Origin of the sequence: Streptococcus suis YS161, from assembly GCF_002760245.1 — a bacterium.
Lineage (GTDB): Bacteria > Bacillota > Bacilli > Lactobacillales > Streptococcaceae > Streptococcus > Streptococcus suis_I.
The window spans coordinates 40,597-57,718 of record NZ_ASCA01000016.1; the positions used below are offsets into that span (position 1 = coordinate 40,597).

General features: G+C 38.3%; 18 protein-coding genes and 1 other annotated feature. Of the genes, 16 read left to right on the forward strand and 2 right to left on the reverse strand.

Going from position 1 to position 17,122, the window contains the following annotated elements; all coding sequences use genetic code 11:
- The first annotated feature begins 3 nt into the window (after positions 1–3).
- The 4 genes from SST111_RS02740 to SST111_RS02755 all read left to right on the forward strand — a co-directional run bounded on the left by SST111_RS02740 (position 4) and on the right by SST111_RS02755 (position 4,649).
- Positions 4–990 carry a glycosyltransferase family 2 protein gene (locus tag SST111_RS02740; protein WP_099809938.1) on the forward strand — a complete coding sequence of 329 codons (987 nt, stop codon included), beginning with the start codon at positions 4–6 and terminating at the stop codon, positions 988–990.
- A complete protein-coding gene (locus SST111_RS02745; protein WP_099809939.1) occupies positions 980–2,560 on the forward strand; it encodes a hypothetical protein in 1,581 nt (526 codons plus the stop codon). The genes SST111_RS02740 and SST111_RS02745 overlap by 11 nt, the downstream gene beginning before the upstream one ends.
- Positions 2,557–3,906 (forward strand): hypothetical protein, encoded by a 1,350-nt coding sequence (locus tag SST111_RS02750; RefSeq protein ID WP_099809940.1) that lies wholly within the window; start codon positions 2,557–2,559, stop codon positions 3,904–3,906. Before SST111_RS02745 ends, SST111_RS02750 begins: the two co-directional genes overlap by 4 nt.
- A gap of 254 nt (positions 3,907–4,160) precedes the next feature.
- Complete coding sequence (locus SST111_RS02755; RefSeq protein ID WP_099809941.1) at positions 4,161–4,649, forward strand: EbsA family protein; 489 nt, start codon at positions 4,161–4,163, stop codon at positions 4,647–4,649.
- Here SST111_RS02755 and SST111_RS02760 read toward each other — a convergent pair.
- A complete protein-coding gene (locus SST111_RS02760) occupies positions 4,638–4,832 on the reverse strand; it encodes a ferredoxin (RefSeq protein ID WP_014637747.1) in 195 nt (64 codons plus the stop codon). The two genes, SST111_RS02755 and SST111_RS02760, sit on opposite strands and share 12 nt — an antisense overlap.
- A 50-nt stretch (positions 4,833–4,882) precedes the next feature.
- Here SST111_RS02760 and SST111_RS02765 point away from each other — a divergent pair, with 50 nt between their 5' ends.
- From SST111_RS02765 to rplT, 5 genes are all read left to right on the forward strand, one after another.
- On the forward strand, positions 4,883–5,365 hold the full coding sequence (locus SST111_RS02765; RefSeq protein ID WP_099809942.1) for an SAG1386/EF1546 family surface-associated protein: 483 nt from the start codon (positions 4,883–4,885) through the stop codon (positions 5,363–5,365).
- 9 nt (positions 5,366–5,374) lie between these two features.
- Positions 5,375–6,052, forward strand: a complete 678-nt coding sequence (gene cmk, locus SST111_RS02770; RefSeq protein ID WP_014637749.1) for a (d)CMP kinase — start codon at positions 5,375–5,377, stop codon at positions 6,050–6,052.
- A 26-nt stretch (positions 6,053–6,078) separates the two neighbouring features.
- Positions 6,079–6,207 (forward strand) — a sequence feature (ribosomal protein L20 leader region).
- 40 nt (positions 6,208–6,247) lie between these two features.
- Entirely contained in the window at positions 6,248–6,754 is a 507-nt protein-coding gene (gene infC / locus SST111_RS02775; protein WP_002940606.1) for a translation initiation factor IF-3, read from the forward strand.
- A 26-nt stretch (positions 6,755–6,780) separates the two neighbouring features.
- Complete coding sequence (rpmI, locus tag SST111_RS02780) at positions 6,781–6,981, forward strand: 50S ribosomal protein L35 (RefSeq protein WP_024375714.1); 201 nt, start codon at positions 6,781–6,783, stop codon at positions 6,979–6,981.
- Between the two features lie 49 nt (positions 6,982–7,030).
- Complete coding sequence (gene rplT, locus SST111_RS02785; RefSeq protein WP_012028296.1) at positions 7,031–7,390, forward strand: 50S ribosomal protein L20; 360 nt, start codon at positions 7,031–7,033, stop codon at positions 7,388–7,390.
- A gap of 298 nt (positions 7,391–7,688) precedes the next feature.
- Here rplT and SST111_RS02790 read toward each other — a convergent pair whose 3' ends face one another.
- Positions 7,689–9,863 (reverse strand): LTA synthase family protein, encoded by a 2,175-nt coding sequence (locus SST111_RS02790; protein WP_099809943.1) that lies wholly within the window; start codon positions 9,861–9,863, stop codon positions 7,689–7,691.
- Positions 9,864–9,978: 115 nt separating this feature from the next.
- Here SST111_RS02790 and SST111_RS02795 point away from each other — a divergent pair, with 115 nt between their 5' ends.
- The 7 genes from SST111_RS02795 (at position 9,979) to lacD (ending at position 16,873) form a co-directional block, all read left to right on the forward strand.
- Positions 9,979–11,142, forward strand: a complete 1,164-nt coding sequence (locus tag SST111_RS02795) for a class I SAM-dependent rRNA methyltransferase (protein WP_099809944.1) — start codon at positions 9,979–9,981, stop codon at positions 11,140–11,142.
- Entirely contained in the window at positions 11,139–11,813 is a 675-nt protein-coding gene (gene aroD, locus SST111_RS02800) for a type I 3-dehydroquinate dehydratase (protein WP_099809945.1), read from the forward strand. The genes SST111_RS02795 and aroD overlap by 4 nt, the downstream gene beginning before the upstream one ends.
- 2 nt (positions 11,814–11,815) lie before the next feature.
- Positions 11,816–12,982, forward strand: coding sequence for a chorismate synthase (gene aroC / locus SST111_RS02805; protein ID WP_002940623.1), 1,167 nt, complete (start codon positions 11,816–11,818; stop codon positions 12,980–12,982).
- A 7-nt stretch (positions 12,983–12,989) separates the two neighbouring features.
- Positions 12,990–14,093 carry a prephenate dehydrogenase gene (locus SST111_RS02810; RefSeq protein ID WP_099809946.1) on the forward strand — a complete coding sequence of 368 codons (1,104 nt, stop codon included), beginning with the start codon at positions 12,990–12,992 and terminating at the stop codon, positions 14,091–14,093.
- A 9-nt stretch (positions 14,094–14,102) separates the two neighbouring features.
- Complete coding sequence (locus SST111_RS02815; protein ID WP_002938966.1) at positions 14,103–14,441, forward strand: YlbF/YmcA family competence regulator; 339 nt, start codon at positions 14,103–14,105, stop codon at positions 14,439–14,441.
- A gap of 261 nt (positions 14,442–14,702) precedes the next feature.
- A complete protein-coding gene (gene nagA / locus SST111_RS02820; protein ID WP_099809947.1) occupies positions 14,703–15,848 on the forward strand; it encodes an N-acetylglucosamine-6-phosphate deacetylase in 1,146 nt (381 codons plus the stop codon).
- Positions 15,849–15,871: 23 nt separating this feature from the next.
- Entirely contained in the window at positions 15,872–16,873 is a 1,002-nt protein-coding gene (lacD, locus tag SST111_RS02825) for a tagatose-bisphosphate aldolase (RefSeq protein ID WP_002940627.1), read from the forward strand.
- The last annotated feature ends 249 nt before the right edge of the window (positions 16,874–17,122 follow it).

A 17,122-nucleotide genomic window follows, 5' to 3' on the forward strand; every position in this document is an offset into this window, starting at 1 on the left:
GATATGAAAAGAATAGCGAATAATACTAATAAAATACCAGTTTTAGCAATTACAATTCCTTGCTATAATGAAGAGGATGTTTTACCAATTACTGCTCCATTGTTTTTAAAGAAAATACAATCACTAATTGAAGAAGGTTTAGTTGCTAAAAATAGTAGAGTAGTATTTGTAGATGATGGAAGTAAAGACGATACATGGAAAATTATTTCTAATCTATCAAAACAATCAGTTCATTGTACTGGATTGCGTCAAAGTCGAAATAGAGGACATCAAAATGCAGTTTATGCAGGCTTGATGGAAAGTAAAAATTGGGCGGATATTACAATTTCCATTGATTGCGATGGTCAAGATGATATTGACGCAATGGATGAGATGATTTTTGCATATATGCAAGGAGCAGAAATTGTATATGGTGTCAGGAATGATCGTGATTCTGATACATTTTTTAAAAAAACAACCGCGCAATCTTTCTATAAATTGATGGATTGGCTTGGTGTGGAGACAGTATATAATCATGCAGACTATCGCTTAGTATCTAGTAAGGTACTGAGGGAGTTTGAAAAATTTGATGAAGTTAACTTATTCCTTAGGGGAATGTTTCCTTTAGTGGGATTTAATAGTACATATGTATACTATAAACGAAAAGAACGATTAGCTGGAAATAGTAAATATCCTCTAAGTAAAATGCTTCATTTGGCATTTGAAGGGATAACGAGTTTGAGTGTAAGACCAATACGCCTGGTGACAAGCCTTGGAATGATAATGGCTCTCGTGAGTTTTTTAAGTATTTTCTGGATTTTTATCCGTTTCTTCTCGGGTGATACAGTTTCTGGGTGGGCTTCAAATGCCACTCTACTAAGTCTTTTTTGTGGAGTACAGTTGGTTTGTCTAGGAATAATTGGTGAATATGTTGGAAAAATTTATTTGGAAGTAAAAAATCGTCCCAAATATATAATAAGTGAGAGAGTAGGTAGAGAAGATGAGAACTAAAACAGATTTTAATTACCTGCAAGTCATTTTGCTCTCACTGGGAAAAACTTTAATACTTGTCTGTTCTATCATAGTTGCTGGATTTATGTCATTTCTATCCTTGAAATCAACAGGCTATATGAAATTAGATATTACACAAACAACTATTTTTACCAAGAATAATATTGTATTCTATTTCATTTTAATAGTAGGATTTGTATTGATTTCTTTAATAACCAAGCATCTTGAAAAGATTTCTTCTACTATATTGTTCATTGGGGGTACTTGCATATTTTTAGCAATTGGTTTGTTTTTAGCTGAAAATGCAGGAGAGGTGATTCGTTCAGATCCGGGCGCAGTATTAAAGACAGCAATAGAGATAAATAATGGGAATTTTTCTTCATTTGAAAAAATAGACCATACTCACTATATGGCAACCTTTCCAACTCAAATGGGATTGTTGACGTTGTTTAGACTATACACTATTTTTACTTCTAACCCTGAAGATTTATTTCGGTTACAGGTTTTTTTAGTTTGTGTATCAAATTTTTTACTTTGGCAAATTGCTAATTTATTGTTCGAAAAAAGAGCTATCAGTAATCTTGTAATTTTACTATCACATTTATTTTTACCTTCCATATTCCTCACATTATGGATATATGGAGATATTCCAGGTTTAGTATTTATTCTACTCTCTCTTTATTTTTATATTCATTATTCAAAACAAAAAAAAATTATCTTCTTTTTTCTATCAACTATATGCATTACTATAGCGTGTCTAATCAGAGCAAACTATCTCATATTTCTTATACTACTTTTGTTATTGCAAGTCGTTGAATTAATAAAGAAACCATCTATAATGATCTGTATATCGATGCTTATATTACCAGTGAGTTACACCATATCAAATAATTCTATACATAATTACTATGAAAAAAAGATTCAAAATGAGATTACCTATCCATCTCAAAAAGCATGGATAGTCATGGGATTGAATGATAAAGTGGCTAGTCCAGGTTACTGGGATGGATATACTAATTTTATTCGAGAGTGGAATAACTATAATGATGAACAGACTGAACAAGCTGTAAATAGAGATCTTAATGAGCGTATGCAGGCTTTAAAAACAAATCCAAAATATGCTCAACAATTTTTTTATAACAAAATTAATGTAACTTGGAATGAACCTACTTTCCAATCGATTTTTGTTGGTCCACTAGAAGCCTATGGGCAATCTACTGAAACAAATTCACTGAACGATCTTTATAGCGAGGGCCCTCTATACAATATTTATAACAAATATATGGCGGTAATTGTATCCTTGATTTATCTATCTACTTTAATCTCTGCTTTACTACAACTGCTGTCTAGGACTAAAGACTATAACTTCTTACTATTGGTTCCATATATTTATTTGATTGGTGGCTTTTCATTCCACTTATTTTGGGAAGTTAAATCACGATATGTTTTTCCATATGTGTATTTGCTTATTTTACTCTGTGCTACAAATTTCTACTTTTTCGGAAATAAAATATTTGAATATAAACACTTGCTTTTAGTGAATAAAATTAGAAAACGGAGAAGGAGATGAAGTTAAATCGATTTTCCTTTATGCTATGTATTTTATCGGCATGTTTACTTCTAACCTATTTAGTATGGGCAAAAACAATTCCATTTGATGGTGCTCCTGATGAGTACTTACGCTATAAGATTCCTATGTTTATATATAAGCACGGACATCTTCCAACTGGCTATGATACCGAAACTTTATTTGATAGAGGTGGAAATTGGTCTTATGGCTTCTATTCTCAGTTTCTAGCTCCATTGTTTAGTGCGCTTTTCATGAAAGTGACGAGTCTATTTAGCCAAAGTGACCAGGCACTGTTATTAGCTGCGAGATTTACTAGTGTTATTAGCGGAGTTTTGACTGCAAATGTGATTGCACTTTCTGTCTGGAGAATCACAAAAAGTAAAATGATTTGCTTGTTTACAATCTTATTTGTTGGACTTTGGCCACAAATTATCTTTTTATCCTCCTACGTTAATAATGACATCATTGGATTGTTGGGAGTAGCTTTAGTCACTGATGTAGTTGTAAAAACAAGCATTGCTCGCAAGTGGACATATTTTGATACCATTTATTTAGCATTGGGTTTTATTGTTTGCTTATTAGGATATATCAATACCTATGGTTTTGTATTGTTTGCTGGTATATATTTCCTGTTCGCAATCAACTACTCTAATAAACTGAAGCACAATAGCTTCGTAATGAAAATCAATCATTGTGTCTTACTATCAATTATCTTAATTGTCGTTGTTGCACCATTTTTTGTAAGAAATTATCTCTTATATGGAGATTTTTTTGGCAGTAGTGCCTTTGAAGCTGCTCATCAAAAATGGATTGAACAGGGTGGTGAGTCAATGTTAAATGGCGCTGTTAGTTATGGTAGAAATTTTATAGAGTTTTTTACTTGGCGTAACTATGATTTTATTGTTTGGACTTGGCAGTCATTTATTGGTCGATTTAGCTATATGTCCTTGGTTCTGTCAGACTTTCTCTACAATGTCTATTGGTATAGTTTGATAATTGGAGTATGTTTTAGCATTTTTTATAAGTTTAAAATAAAGCTCTCGATATGGGAAATTTTTGCATATTTATCACTTGCAGGCTCAATGCTAATAACTATTTTTTTACACGTTTATAGGAGTTACTTTACTGATTATCAGCCACAAGGTAGATATATCATTGGATTATTTGTTCCACTATGCTTGATGATGATGTTCGGGTATTGGAAGTTATTAAAAATGTATCCGAAAATTCAAAGACTGGTTTTCCTTATTTCGGCTCTCTTACTTATTTTAAGTAGTATTCATATTTTCAAAAGTTATATTTATGATTTTTACATCATTCGAGGACTCGGTGTTATTTATCATTGATATATATTATTATGGTAAAATACAAAGAATTTGTGGATTTTAAAATTTGTTCAATAAATTAAGGTTTATTGGCAAGTAAATCTTGTCAACTATAAATGGTTGCTGAAAAGTTCGTAATAGAGAGAAGTAAAATATTTCATTTCTTTTACAAATAAGACGCCGTTGTCATGTAAATGTAATAAAAATTTCAAAAGATAGAGGTTTTCATAGGAAAATCTCTTTTTTTGTGCTAGAATAATAGATGGAGGTCCGATATGATCAAAATTTTTGGTAAAATTCGTTACCATTGGCAACCGGATTTATCATGGGCCATTATTTACTGGTCACTTACCTTCACGCCTATTTTCATTGGTATGACACTTTTATTGGAAAAGTTGAGAGTGTCAAGATTATTTATCTTACTGCTCTCTCTCTTTGCTGTATTAGTAGTGCTTGGCTTACATCGCTATTTCGAGATAAAAGAAAAGCATTTACGGATTGCTTCGGCTAATCCTTTTGCAGTACAGAAAATTGAAATTGCTACCATAAAAAAAATTGAAGTTTCTTATCTAGCCATTCGCATATTTTCCCAAGAATTTCCCAATGGGCAGGTGTATCACATGCGCAAATGGCCGAAAAAATACTTTATTAACCATTTAGCTATTCATAATTGCTTCAAGGGTGAGATTGAAATAATAGACCATTTAATAAAACAGGATTATTTTGAAGAGTATTATACAAAAAAAGCCAAATCAATCCGCTGAAATGGCTTTTGTAGGACATGATTTGATGGCTTTGAGAATATCTGGATTGGGTTCAATCGTTTTCTCAAATTGTGAGTCGTCTGAAAAAACAACGATACCGTCGTCATCATAATCGAATATAGATGAATAGGTTTGGCAGAGCCCGCAGGCAATGCACCGTTCAGGAATAAGTTTTATTTTCATATTAGTATTGTAATCATATTTTAATAAAAATACAAGGAGTTTTCTCGATAATGTCACAAGAGCCATGGAATGAAGAAGTTTATCAAACAGAAACAGTTAGTCGAAAAGAACGTTTAAACAAGGGAGTAGCAAGTACAACAGTATTTACAGCCTTGGCAATTATTTTCTTTGTTATCGTACTGATTATTGGTATCACTGCCATCTACTTGTCGGTTGGAGGAAGTAAAACAGATTCAACTAAAGAATTTTATAATCCAAGCTCCGCGGCAGTTGTAGCAGAAAGTTCAACTTCAGTTGCAGAAACACAGGAGTCTACTTCTACTGATGCGACAGAAACAGAAACAACGGAAACAAGTTCCAGTCTAGCAGAAGCTACGGATGGCTCGACTCTTACTGTTCAAGCAGGTGAAGGTGTTGGGCAATTAGCCGCACGTGGCGGGATTTCAATTGCTGAGTTAGAGCGGTTAAATCCAGAGAAAATGACCACAGGGTCTTGGCTTGCGCATCCAGGTGATGTAGTCCGTATTAGATAAAGAGGAGTTATGAAATCAATTCAAATTGCAATTGACGGTCCAGCTTCAAGTGGGAAGTCAACGGTTGCTAAAATTATTGCTAAAAATTTTGGATATACTTACTTAGATACAGGAGCTATGTATCGCTCGGCTACCTATCTAGCCTTGACAAACGGTATAGAGGTCACAGATCAAAATAGAATCGTGGCCTTGCTTGCTCAGTATCCTATTCGATTTGGTCGTGATGAAAATGGCCAACAATTAGTTTTTGTGGGTGATGAAGATGTCACTTTACCAATTCGTGATAACCAAGTTACAAATAATGTATCGGCAGTAGCAGCACTTCCTCTAGTACGGGAAGAATTGGTACGCCTGCAACAGGAAATTGCCCAGGCTGGTGGCATCGTTATGGATGGTCGTGATATCGGTACAGTCGTATTGCCTCAAGCGGAACTTAAGATTTTCTTGATTGCATCAGTGGAAGAACGTGCCCTGCGTCGTTTCAAAGAAAATACGGAACGTGGCATTGAGACTGACTTGGAATCTCTAAAGCAGGAAATTGCGGCTCGTGACTATAAAGATTCCCATCGAGAAGTTTCTCCTTTAAAGGCAGCAGACGATGCCATTACCTTTGATACAACAGGAGTATCCATCGAAGGTGTAGTGAAATTTATTTCAGAAAAAGCGAAAGAAATTCTTGACAAGTAGTTTTAGACATGTTAGAATAGTCATATTGAGAAAAGCAGAAGTGAGAGCTTCTCGCCTTGCGACTAACGTTGTCTGGCTCTACGGATTAAGATTTCTTCGGAAAGAATAATGGTGTAGTGCGGACTTGTTTAGCAAGTCCGTTTCGTTTTTCTCGAAAAATATAAAATGAGGTGAAAAGCCATAGCAAAGCAAGATTTGTTCATCAATGATGAAATTCGAGTGCGTGAAGTTCGTCTTATCGGTCTTGAGGGTGAACAGTTGGGAATCAAACCGCTCAATGAGGCTCAGGCCATTGCTGATAGCGCCAATGTGGATTTAGTATTGATTCAACCACAAGCTAAACCACCAGTAGCGAAAATTATGGACTACGGTAAGTTCAAATTTGAATATCAGAAGAAACAGAAAGAACAACGCAAGAAACAAAGTGTTGTCACTGTAAAAGAAGTGCGTCTAAGCCCAGTTATTGACAAAGGGGACTTCGAGACAAAACTTCGTCATGCCCGTAAATTCCTTGAAAAAGGAAATAAGGTTAAGGTTTCGATCCGTTTCAAGGGTCGTATGATTACCCACAAAGAAGTTGGAGCGAAAGTATTAGCTGAGTTCGCTGAAGCAACCCAAGATATTGCCATTATCGAACAACGCGCTAAGATGGACGGACGTCAAATGTTTATGCAATTGGCCCCAGCTTCAGATAAAAAATAAGCTTTTTAAGCAAAAGGAGAATTAACATGCCAAAACAAAAAACTCACCGCGCATCAGCTAAACGTTTCAAACGTACAGGTTCTGGTGGATTGAAACGCTTCCGCGCTTATACTTCACACCGTTTCCACGGTAAAACTAAAAAACAACGTCGTCACCTTCGTAAAGCAGGTATGGTACATGCTGGTGACTTCAAGCGTATCAAGTCAATGCTTACTCAAATGCGCTAAGCACTGATATAGCACTACTTATTATTTGAATTATTTGGAGGAAAATTAAATGGCACGTGTTAAAGGTGGCGTTGTTTCTCGTAAACGCCGTAAACGTATTTTAAAATTAGCTAAAGGTTACTATGGAGCTAAACATCTCTTGTTCCGCACTGCGAAAGAACAAGTAATGAACTCTTACTACTATGCATACCGTGACCGCCGTCAGAAAAAACGTGATTTCCGTAAATTGTGGATCACTCGTATCAACGCGGCTGCTCGCATGAACGGTTTGTCATACTCACAATTGATGCACGGTTTGAAATTGGCAGAAATCGAAGTAAACCGCAAAATGCTTGCTGACTTGGCAGTGAACGATGCAGCAGCTTTCACAGCTCTTGCAGATGCTGCTAAAGCAAAGCTTGCTAAATAAGTATATAAAATAAAGAGTTTGGTCTGTGTACCAAGCTCTTTATTTCGAAAATCAAAATCAGACGTTGTTGACTTGATTTGATGAGTGAAAGGCTCCAGTGGAGCCTTTCAGCCTGTTACCTTGAAACAAAATAGTAACAGGGTTCTATCTGCTAAGTAGAAACGAACTACGTTCGCTCTATCTCCAACCTCCAAAGGTTCCCCAAACCTTTGGAGCTAGTCTGTTTTTGATTTTCATTGAGTATAAAAAGGCTTAGAATCAATGTAGTAACTGACATGATTCTAAGCTTTTTAGTGTATTACTGCGAAGTTGAACTGGTACTTGTTGAGCTAGTACCAGTATTTGGTGTGCTAGTAGCAGTTGTACTACCGTGAAGTTCTAGGTAGCTTGGTGCTTTAAATAGTTCAATTGTTGATTTATTGCCGTTTTTACTATACAAACTTGTCGATTGTGTACCAAGTTTATTCTCCAGTGCAATCTCGGCAGCCAATGAGTCAATGTAGTTATATTGACTTGAATCCAAGGCTGGCAATCCATTGTCGAAGAATCGGATAAGATCACCAGTTTGAATGGCATCGCTAGTCGCTAGTTGTGCTGCAGTAGCTTCTTTAATTGCATCAATTTCTTTCTGAGTTGTCTCATCTGGATTTGTAATTTCAAGACCAGTTTCTGTATAGTAGATTTTACCTTCGTAGCTAGTGTATTTTGGTGTGATGAAACTGCCAGCGGTTCGAAGAGCCACAATTTGGCTGTGTTGGCTGGAAAGTAGGTCTTGACCAACTTGAAGATAGTTATCGGATTTGATTCCTAAAAGATGTTCGAGAGTAGGAAGTGCATCAATCTCACCACCGTAGGTATCAAAAATCCCGCCGTTGATCATTCCAGGTACAACAATCATATATGGAACACGTTGCATCATGGCATTGTCAAAATCTGACCAAGTCTGAGAATCTTTTCCAATCAACGGTGCCAAGTCAGGATTGCGTGAATTAGAAATTCCATAGTGATCACCATAGAGGACGATGACGGAGTTTTCGTACAAGCCAGTCGCTTTTAAGTAATCGAAAAATGCCTTTATGGACGCGTCGAGATAGTTTGCAGTAGCAAAATAGCCATTAATGGTTTCATCATCTGTATTGGCTAATGGAAAGCCAATCTCATCTCCAATCAAGCTGGTTGTATAGGGGTAGTGGTTGGAAACTGTGATAAATTTAGTATAGAAGGGTTGCTGTAAATGTTCAAGATATTGGATAGAGTCGGCGAACATGATTTTATCATTCAGACCGTATTGGAATGAATTTTCAGCAGTGGCTTCAGAGAAGTAGGATTGATCAAAGAAGTAATTGTAACCCCACTGTTTATAGGTGTTGTTCCTATTCCAGAAACTGGCTGCGTTACCGTGGAATACAGCAGATGTATAGCCACCATTTTGAGAGAGAATATATGGTGCAGCTTGCTGGGTATTGCTTCCACCATATTGGACCATGAAAGAGCCTTGATTGAGTCCAAAAAGTGAGGTCTCAATCATGGTTTCGGCATCAGAGGTTTTACCTGCCTTCACTTGGTTAAAGAAATTAGAAAAGGCGAGAGTAGAGCTAGAATGATACAGAGAATTGAGGAAAGGTGTGACTTCGTATTCGATACCGTTGACGTTCAACTTATAGTCAATAACAAATTGTTGTAAGCTTTCTAGGTGGAGATAGATAACATTTCGCCCTTTGGCAATACCGAAGTAGTTGTCATTCGGTTGAGCATAATGTTCTGTAATATATTGTTTTACAGGCTCCAGGTCTGAGGCAGTGGCCCCAGAGCGATCCCTATGGGCATTGTAGGTTTGATTAGCATTGTAGCCAAGGAAAGCTGGTAACCCAATGGCTCTGACGATATAAGTATTAGAAAATCCTCTTGTAAGTAGCTCAGGTCTATCAATTTCTGCTAAAAAGAGATTGATAGAGAACAATAATACTGAAAAGGCTGTGATGGCAAAGCTAGATTTTTTATGAAATGGAGTTTTGTCCCAGTGAAATGCCTTACGGTAGACTAAGAAACCAAAAGCTATAAAATCAAGAAAATAGACAATATCCCATAGCCTAAATAACTTAAGAGCTGCTTCCCCTAGTCCAGCAGATACGCTAGAGGTAGCCATCATGGTAGAAATGGAAATATAATCGGAAAATTCTCTATAATAGACTGCATTTGAAAAGAGCCAGGCGAAAAGAACAATATAAATGGTCATCGCTACACTATAGAATGCCTTCGTATTCTTTATATAAAGCGAGAGACCAAGCAATAAAATTCCTACTGGTAGAGGATTCATAATAGCGATAAAATTTTGGAAAAATCCTTGGGTATCTAAATTAAAATCAACATAGTAGGCCCAGAGTGTTTTGAGCCAGTAAATGATTAGCAAAATCAAGACGAAGCCAAGTCGAGTTTGTCCAATCTTCTTGACGTAGTCAATTAGTTTTTTCACAATAAAGCCTCATGGTCCTTTCTAAAAGCTTAGTTCATTATACCATAATTTTAAAATAAGCCTCAAAGTTTAGAGTTTTTTTGGCATATATGAAGAAACATGTTATAATAATTCTATGAAAATAAAGGTAAACCGTATTGCAGAACAGAAAATAAACAGAGGGATTCAACTCCTGGATAGCGCTGATTTTTCAGGTTTTTCGTTTGATGAAGACAGGCTGGCTGTTTTGTATTCAGAATCTGGAAGCTATTTAGGTCAGGCTTATTTGTCCAAACAGAATAAGGGAATAGGCTGGCTGTTTAGTAGAAGCAACCAAGACTTGACCGTGGATTTTTTTGTTAAATTATTCGTGGATGCTAAACAGAAACGCCAACATTTTTATCAATCTGAGATGACGAATGCTTTTCGTTTATTTAATCAAGATGGAGATAATTTTGGTGGAATGACGGTTGACTTGTATGATGAATACGCAGTTTTTTCATGGTATAATACCTTTATTTATTCTGTCAAAGAGATGATTGTTGCTGCCTTTCAACAGGTATTTCCAGAAGTAAGAGGAGCTTATGAGAAGATTCGTTTTAAAGGCTTGGCCTTTGAGTCTGCTCATCTTTATGGAGAAGAAGCCCCTGAGTATTTCACTGTGTTGGAAAATGGAGTTCACTATCAGGTCTTTATGAATGATGGACTGATGACGGGAATCTTTTTGGATCAGCATGAGGTACGTGGTTCCTTGGTGGATGGCCTGGCGGCAGGCAAGTCACTTTTGAACATGTTTTCGTATACGGCAGCATTTTCTATTGCTGCTGCTATGGGCGGAGCAGGGGAAACGACTTCTGTTGACTTAGCCAAACGCTCGCGAGAACTTTCTAAAGCTCACTTTAAGGTTAATAGTTTAGACTTAGATAATCATCACTTTGTGGTAATGGATGTATTTGAATATTTCAAATATGCCAAACGTAAAGGCTTGACTTATGATGTGATTGTCTTGGATCCGCCAAGCTTTGCACGAAATAAGAAACAAACCTTTTCAGTAGCCAAAGATTACCACAAGTTGATTTCTCAATCTTTGGAAATACTAAATACAGGAGGAACTATTATCGCTTCGACCAACGCTGCAAATGTTTCCGTTGAAAAGTTCCGTCAGCAGATCGAAAAAGGATTTGGTTCACAAAGACATCGTTATCTTGCTGACTATCGTTTACCAGCTGATTTTACAATCAATAAAAATGATGAAAGTAGTAATTACCTCAAGGTCTTTACGATAAAGGTAGAAAAATGAAAATAGTAGTACCTATTATGCCTAGAAATTTGGAAGAAGTAGAGGCCATTGATGTGGGGCGTTTGTCGGAAGCTGACCTCATTGAGTGGAGAGCTGACTATCTTCCAAAAGAAGAAATTTTAACAGTCGCTCCTGCTATTTTTGAAAAATGTAATGGGAAAGAAGTAATTTTTACCGTTCGTACCACACGCGAGGGTGGACATTTAGATTTGGCGGATCAAGAATATGTCAATTTAATCAAAGAAGTTGCAGCGCTTTATCAGCCAGATTATATTGATTTTGAATATTATTCTTATAAGTCGGTTTTTGAGCAGATGTTGGAGTTTCCTAATCTTGTGTTGAGTTATCATAATTTTGAGGAAACACCGTCTAATTATATGGAAATCATGTCTGAACTGACTAGCCTGTCACCAGCTGTTGTTAAAATGGCTGTAATGGCTAAGACAGAGCAGGATGTCCTAGATGTTATGAATTATACTCGTGGTTTTAAATCGCTGAACACCGAGCAGACATTTGCGACAATCGCTATGGGTGAACTAGGGAAGTTAACGCGTATTGCAGGTGTGATTACAGGATCCTGCTGGACTTTTGCCAGCTTAGATGAAACATCTGCACCTGGACAGATGTCTTTAGGCAATACTCGTAAGTTTTTGGAAATTTTGGAGAATTAAGTATGCGTTATTTAACAGCTGGTGAGTCTCATGGACCACGTCTAACAGCCATTATTGAGGGAGTTCCAGCTGGTCTTCCTTTAACAGCTGAGGATATTAATGAAGATTTAAAACGTCGCCAGGGGGGATACGGTCGTGGTAGTCGGATGCAGATTGAAACAGATCGCGTAGAGATTACGGCTGGTGTTCGTCACGGTAAGACAACAGGTGCCCCGATTACATTGAATGTGACCAACAAAGACCATCAAAAATGGTTGGATATTATGGCAGTTGAGGACATCGAAGAGAAGCTCAAAAGTAAGCGTCGTATCAAACATCCACGCCCAGGACATGCTGACCTAGTTGGTGGTATGAAATATCGCTTTGATGATTTGCGTAATTCCTTGGAACGTTCTAGTGCGCGTGAGACAACTATGCGTGTGGCTGTTGGTGCGGTTGCCAAACGGATTTTGGCTGAGTTGGATATTGAAATTGCTAACCATGTAGTCGTTTTCGGAGGGAAGGAAATTGATGTCCCAGATGGTTTAAGCGTAGCAGAAATCAAAGAGCGTGCAGCCCAGTCAGAAGTATCCATTGTCAACCAAGAGCGTGAAGAAGAAATCAAAGCCTATATTGATCAAATCAAGCGAGATGGAGATACTATTGGCGGAGTGATTGAGACTGTTGTTGGAGGAGTTCCAGCTGGCTTGGGGTCATATGTGCAATGGGATAAAAAGTTGGATGCAAAATTAGCGCAGGCTGTTGTTTCAATCAATGCTTTTAAGGGAGTAGAATTTGGAGTAGGCTTCCAAGCTGGCTATCTCAAAGGGAGTCAAGTCATGGACGAAATTCTCTGGTCCCAAGAAAAAGGATATACACGCCGAACCAATAATCTAGGTGGTTTCGAAGGTGGTATGACCAATGGCGAGGCTCTGATTATTCGTGGTGTTATGAAACCAATTCCGACCCTCTATAAGCCATTGATGTCGGTTGACATTGACACCCATGAGCCTTATAAAGCTACTGTGGAACGTTCAGATCCAACGGCTCTCCCAGCAGCTGGTGTAGTCATGGAATCAGTCGTAGCTACAACTCTAGCGACAGAAATCCTAGAGAAGTTCTCTTCCGATAATATGGAGGAATTGAAAGCTGCAGTAGCCAGTCATCGCGACTATGTCAAAAATTTCTAGGTAATTAATGAAAAAAACGATTTTAATTGTAGGTCTAGGGTTGATTGGAAGTTCACTTGCGCTCTGTATTCGCAAAGACCATCCTGACTATCACCTCATTGGCTTTGATCCTAACGAACAATCATGCCAAATTGCCTTGGGCAAGGGGATGGTTGATGAGGTATCAACGGAATTGGAGGGTGTAGCAAAGCAGGCTGATGTGATTCTTCTTTGTGTTCCAATTCAAGTTTCTTTGCGTTTGATTGAAGAATTTAGTGCCCTTGAATTGAAGGATACGGTCTTGATTACAGATGCAGGTTCAACGAAGTCTGCAATTGTGGCTGCTGCTGAGGAACATTTGGCGCCAAGACAAATTAATTTTATCGGTGGACACCCTATGGCAGGTAGTCATAAATCTGGTGCCAGTGCAGCAGATCTCCATCTATTTGAGAATGCTTACTACATTATGACACCATGTCAGGCTACCAAGCAGGATGCGGTTCCCCGATTGACAGACTTGTTATCTGGAACGGGGGCACGTTTTGTTCAGATTGATGCGGCAGAACATGACCGTGTGACCAGTCAAATTTCACATTTTCCACACGTATTGGCTTCTAGTTTGATGCATCAAGCTGGAGAGTTTGCCCAAGATCATCCCTTTACGAATAATTTTGCAGCTGGAGGATTTAGAGATATGACACGGATTGCAGAAAGTGAGCCGAGCATGTGGACTAGCATTTTGCTAACCAATGCAGATTCTATTCTAAATCGAATCGAGGAATTTCAAGCACGTCTTTCAGAAATTTCAGATGTGCTCAGATCTGGCGATCAAAAAGCAATTTGGGACTTTTTTGATAAGGGACGTCAAACTCGTAAAGCCATGGAAATTCACAAGCGTGCAGGTGTTGATTCTTTCTACGACTTATTCCTTAGTGTTCCTGATGAGGAAGATACGATTTTGAAGGTTTTGGAAGTCTTACGGGGTATTTCCATTGTCAATATTCGTATCAATGAAGAGAACCGTGAAGATATACACGGTATTTTACAAATTACGTTTAAAAACAAAGGAAATTTGGAAGACGCTGCGAAACGTTTAAGAGAGCGGACGACTTACAAAATCCATTTAGATTAGGAGAAAATTATGTCAACAAATATCTATGATATCGCAAATGAATTGGAACGTGCAATCCGTAACCTTCCTGAATATAAGGCGGTGGAAGCCGTTAAGGTCTCAGTTGAGGGGAATTCAGAAGCCAAAGAAATATTGGAAAGTTATATTTCTTTCCAAAAAGAAATCCAATCTAAATTGCAGGCTGGTGAAATTCCTACTGAAGCTGACCAAAAGAAAATGTTGGATTTCAACAAGAAAGTTCAGGGAAATCCACTTTTGACGGAATATTTCAGCAAGCAACAACAGTTGGGAACTTATGTAGCTGATTTGGAACGTATCATCTTCAAACCTCTCAACGAATTGTTGTAATCTATTTATATTTGATAGGAGCAGGTGTTAGGTTATGGATTGACGCCTAGTATACACTGCTTACGTAGAGTTCTTATCTCCAAGTACAGATTCAGAAACGGTACTTTGGGGAGTAAGAACTCTTTTTTCTACCTTCTCACAGCATCCATTTCTTATAAAGTTATGGTAATTACTTGACATTTTCTAATAGAAGTTCTACAATATATTTGATATATGGTTATAACCAGTTTAGTAAGTGTATATATCAACAAAGGAGATAATATGGCAGTATTTATAAAAGCAAAATCTATTATTTTACCAGAGAGTGAGGTCGAATCAGCCTATTTGGAAATTACTGACAAGGGGCAGTTTGGACGGATTGTGACTGAAAAGCCTGAAGGGGAAATTGTTGATTACTCTGACTTTCATTTAGCACCAGGGCTAGTTGATACACATATCCACGGCTACGCTTCTCACGATGTTATGGACAATGATTTTGAAGGGATCAAGGTAATTTCAGAAGGCCTCTTGTCTTGTGGGGTAACCTCTTGGCTTCCAACGACCTTAACAGATACGACTGAAAATTTAGATGCAGTTTGTGAAACGATTGGGACTTATGCAGGGCAGGAAACAGGCGCCAAGATTCAAGGTATTTTCTTAGAAGGTCCTTTCTTTACAGAAAAATACAAGGGAGCACAAAATCCTAAGTACATGAGCGATCCATCCATTGAAAAGTTGGACAACTGGCACAGCTTATCTAAAGGTTTAGTCAATAAAATTGCTATTGCTCCAGAACGTGAAGGCGTCAAAGAATTCATCGAGTTTGCTAACAGCAAGGCAATTCATACTGCCTTGGCTCACAGCGATGCGACTTATGCGCAAGCGGAAGCGGCAGTAGAAGCTGGTGCCAATATCTTCGTCCATGTTTACAATGGGATGAGTGGGCTTCATCACCGTGAACCAGGTATGGTCGGTGCTGCTTTGAATTTAAAAAATGTCTATGCGGAAATGATTTGTGATGGACACCATGTTCATCCAGTTGCGGCAGAAATCGTGGTCAAAGCACGTGGAGCAGAGGAAACTGTTTTGATTACGGACTGTATGCGAGCTGGCGGTATGGGTGAAGGGGAGTCCCGCCTCGGTGAATTTGAAGTTGTTGTAAAAGATGGAACTGCTCGTTTAAAAGAAAGTGGTAGTTTGGCAGGTTCTATCTTAGAATTGATTGAAGCAGTGCAGAATGTTGTGAAATGGGGCTTGGTATCCCTACCTGATGCCCTTCGTATGGCTTCTCTGGCACCAGCTCGCTCTGTCAATATTGACCATATTTGTGGTCGGATTACAGAAGGCCGAGCTGCAGACTTTATCGTCGTAGATGATGCAGGACGCTTACAAGCGACCTATCTAGATGGCGTGAAACGATTTGGTTAATAAAATTCCTTAGGAGGAAACTAATGACAAAATTACAACTTTCTCAAGCTAAATTCAATCACATGACCCGCTTGTCAAATAGCGATCAGGTGATTGCGGCCTTGGCGATTGACCAACGTGGTGCATTGAAACGCCTGCTTGCTGCTGCAGCAGGTGGTGGCGAATTTGGAGATGACATTTTGATTGACTTCAAGAAAGTCATCTCAAGCGATTTGACACCCTATGCAAGCTCCATTCTCTTGGATGCGGAATACGGTGTTCCGGCTTCAGAATTGCGCCATGCAGATTGCGGTTTCATTGCAGCTTATGAAAAAACAGGTTACGATGCGTCCACACCAGGTCGTTTGCCAGACCTTTTGCCAAATTGGTCAGCCAAACGTATCAAAGAATTGGGGGCGGATGCCGTAAAAATCTTGCTTTACTATGATGTAGATGACAAGCCAGAAATCAACGACATTAAGCATGCTTGGGTAGAACGCATTGGTAGTGAGTGTATCGCAGAAGATATTCCTTACTTCGTCGAAATCTTGACTTATGATGCCAGCGATATGGATGTGACTTCTCGTGAATACGCAGCCCTCAAGCCACACAAGGTCAATGGTGCCATGCGTGAATTTAGTAAGTCACGTTATAATGCCGACGTACTCAAGGTTGAAGTGCCTGTCAATATGAACTTTGTAGAAGGCTACACAGATGAAGAGCCAGTCTATACAGTTGAGGAAGCTAAGGCCTTCTTCAAGGAGCAAACAGACAGCACTCACTTGCCATTCATTTATTTGAGCGCGGGTGTATCTGCCAAACTCTTCCAAGAAACCCTTGTCTTTGCCAAAGAAGCTGGTTCAAGCTTTAATGGTGTCCTGTGTGGTCGGGCGACTTGGAAGGATGCAGTAGCCATCTTTGCAAGCGAGGGTGAAGAAGCAGCCAAAGCTTGGTTGGCGGATCAAGGTCGCCGCAACGTAGAAGAACTAAACGAGGTTCTAGCAACTACAGCGCGTCCTTGGACTGAAAAAGTAGAAGTAAAATAATTGTTTTAGTAGAGTCTGGGCTTAGGTTCAGACTTTTTTGTTGCATCAAATATAGTCATTTATAGTGAAATGAAGCAGGACATATCTAAGTTTATCAATTTGAAAACTTTAGAGTTATTTTAGGAGTAGGTTATTGACACTATAACTTAAAGTTATCCTTTTCCTAATTCAAACCACTGATATGTAAAGCCCTTTGTCAAGTAAAAACAATCGAACTGATTAAAAAATGAAAAGTATCTAGAAAGAGCC

Excerpts from the sequence above, each read along its gene's own strand:
- SST111_RS02745 (WP_099809939.1), top strand. The coding sequence starts at position 980 with ATGAGAACTAAAACAGATTTTAATTACCTGCAAGTCATTTTGCTCTCA.
- SST111_RS02755 (WP_099809941.1), top strand. The coding sequence starts at position 4,161 with ATGATCAAAATTTTTGGTAAAATTCGTTACCATTGGCAACCGGATTTA.
- aroD (WP_099809945.1), top strand. The coding sequence starts at position 11,139 with ATGAAAATAGTAGTACCTATTATGCCTAGAAATTTGGAAGAAGTAGAG.
- rplT (WP_012028296.1), top strand. The coding sequence starts at position 7,031 with ATGGCACGTGTTAAAGGTGGCGTTGTTTCTCGTAAACGCCGTAAACGT.
- cmk (WP_014637749.1), top strand. The coding sequence starts at position 5,375 with ATGAAATCAATTCAAATTGCAATTGACGGTCCAGCTTCAAGTGGGAAG.
- rpmI (WP_024375714.1), top strand. The coding sequence starts at position 6,781 with ATGCCAAAACAAAAAACTCACCGCGCATCAGCTAAACGTTTCAAACGT.
- SST111_RS02760 (WP_014637747.1), bottom strand. The coding sequence starts at position 4,832 with ATGAAAATAAAACTTATTCCTGAACGGTGCATTGCCTGCGGGCTCTGC.
- SST111_RS02765 (WP_099809942.1), top strand. The coding sequence starts at position 4,883 with ATGTCACAAGAGCCATGGAATGAAGAAGTTTATCAAACAGAAACAGTT.
- SST111_RS02815 (WP_002938966.1), top strand. The coding sequence starts at position 14,103 with ATGTCAACAAATATCTATGATATCGCAAATGAATTGGAACGTGCAATC.
- lacD (WP_002940627.1), top strand. The coding sequence starts at position 15,872 with ATGACAAAATTACAACTTTCTCAAGCTAAATTCAATCACATGACCCGC.
- SST111_RS02750 (WP_099809940.1), top strand. The coding sequence starts at position 2,557 with ATGAAGTTAAATCGATTTTCCTTTATGCTATGTATTTTATCGGCATGT.
- SST111_RS02810 (WP_099809946.1), top strand. The coding sequence starts at position 12,990 with ATGAAAAAAACGATTTTAATTGTAGGTCTAGGGTTGATTGGAAGTTCA.
- nagA (WP_099809947.1), top strand. The coding sequence starts at position 14,703 with ATGGCAGTATTTATAAAAGCAAAATCTATTATTTTACCAGAGAGTGAG.
- SST111_RS02740 (WP_099809938.1), top strand. The coding sequence starts at position 4 with ATGAAAAGAATAGCGAATAATACTAATAAAATACCAGTTTTAGCAATT.
- aroC (WP_002940623.1), top strand. The coding sequence starts at position 11,816 with ATGCGTTATTTAACAGCTGGTGAGTCTCATGGACCACGTCTAACAGCC.
- SST111_RS02795 (WP_099809944.1), top strand. The coding sequence starts at position 9,979 with ATGAAAATAAAGGTAAACCGTATTGCAGAACAGAAAATAAACAGAGGG.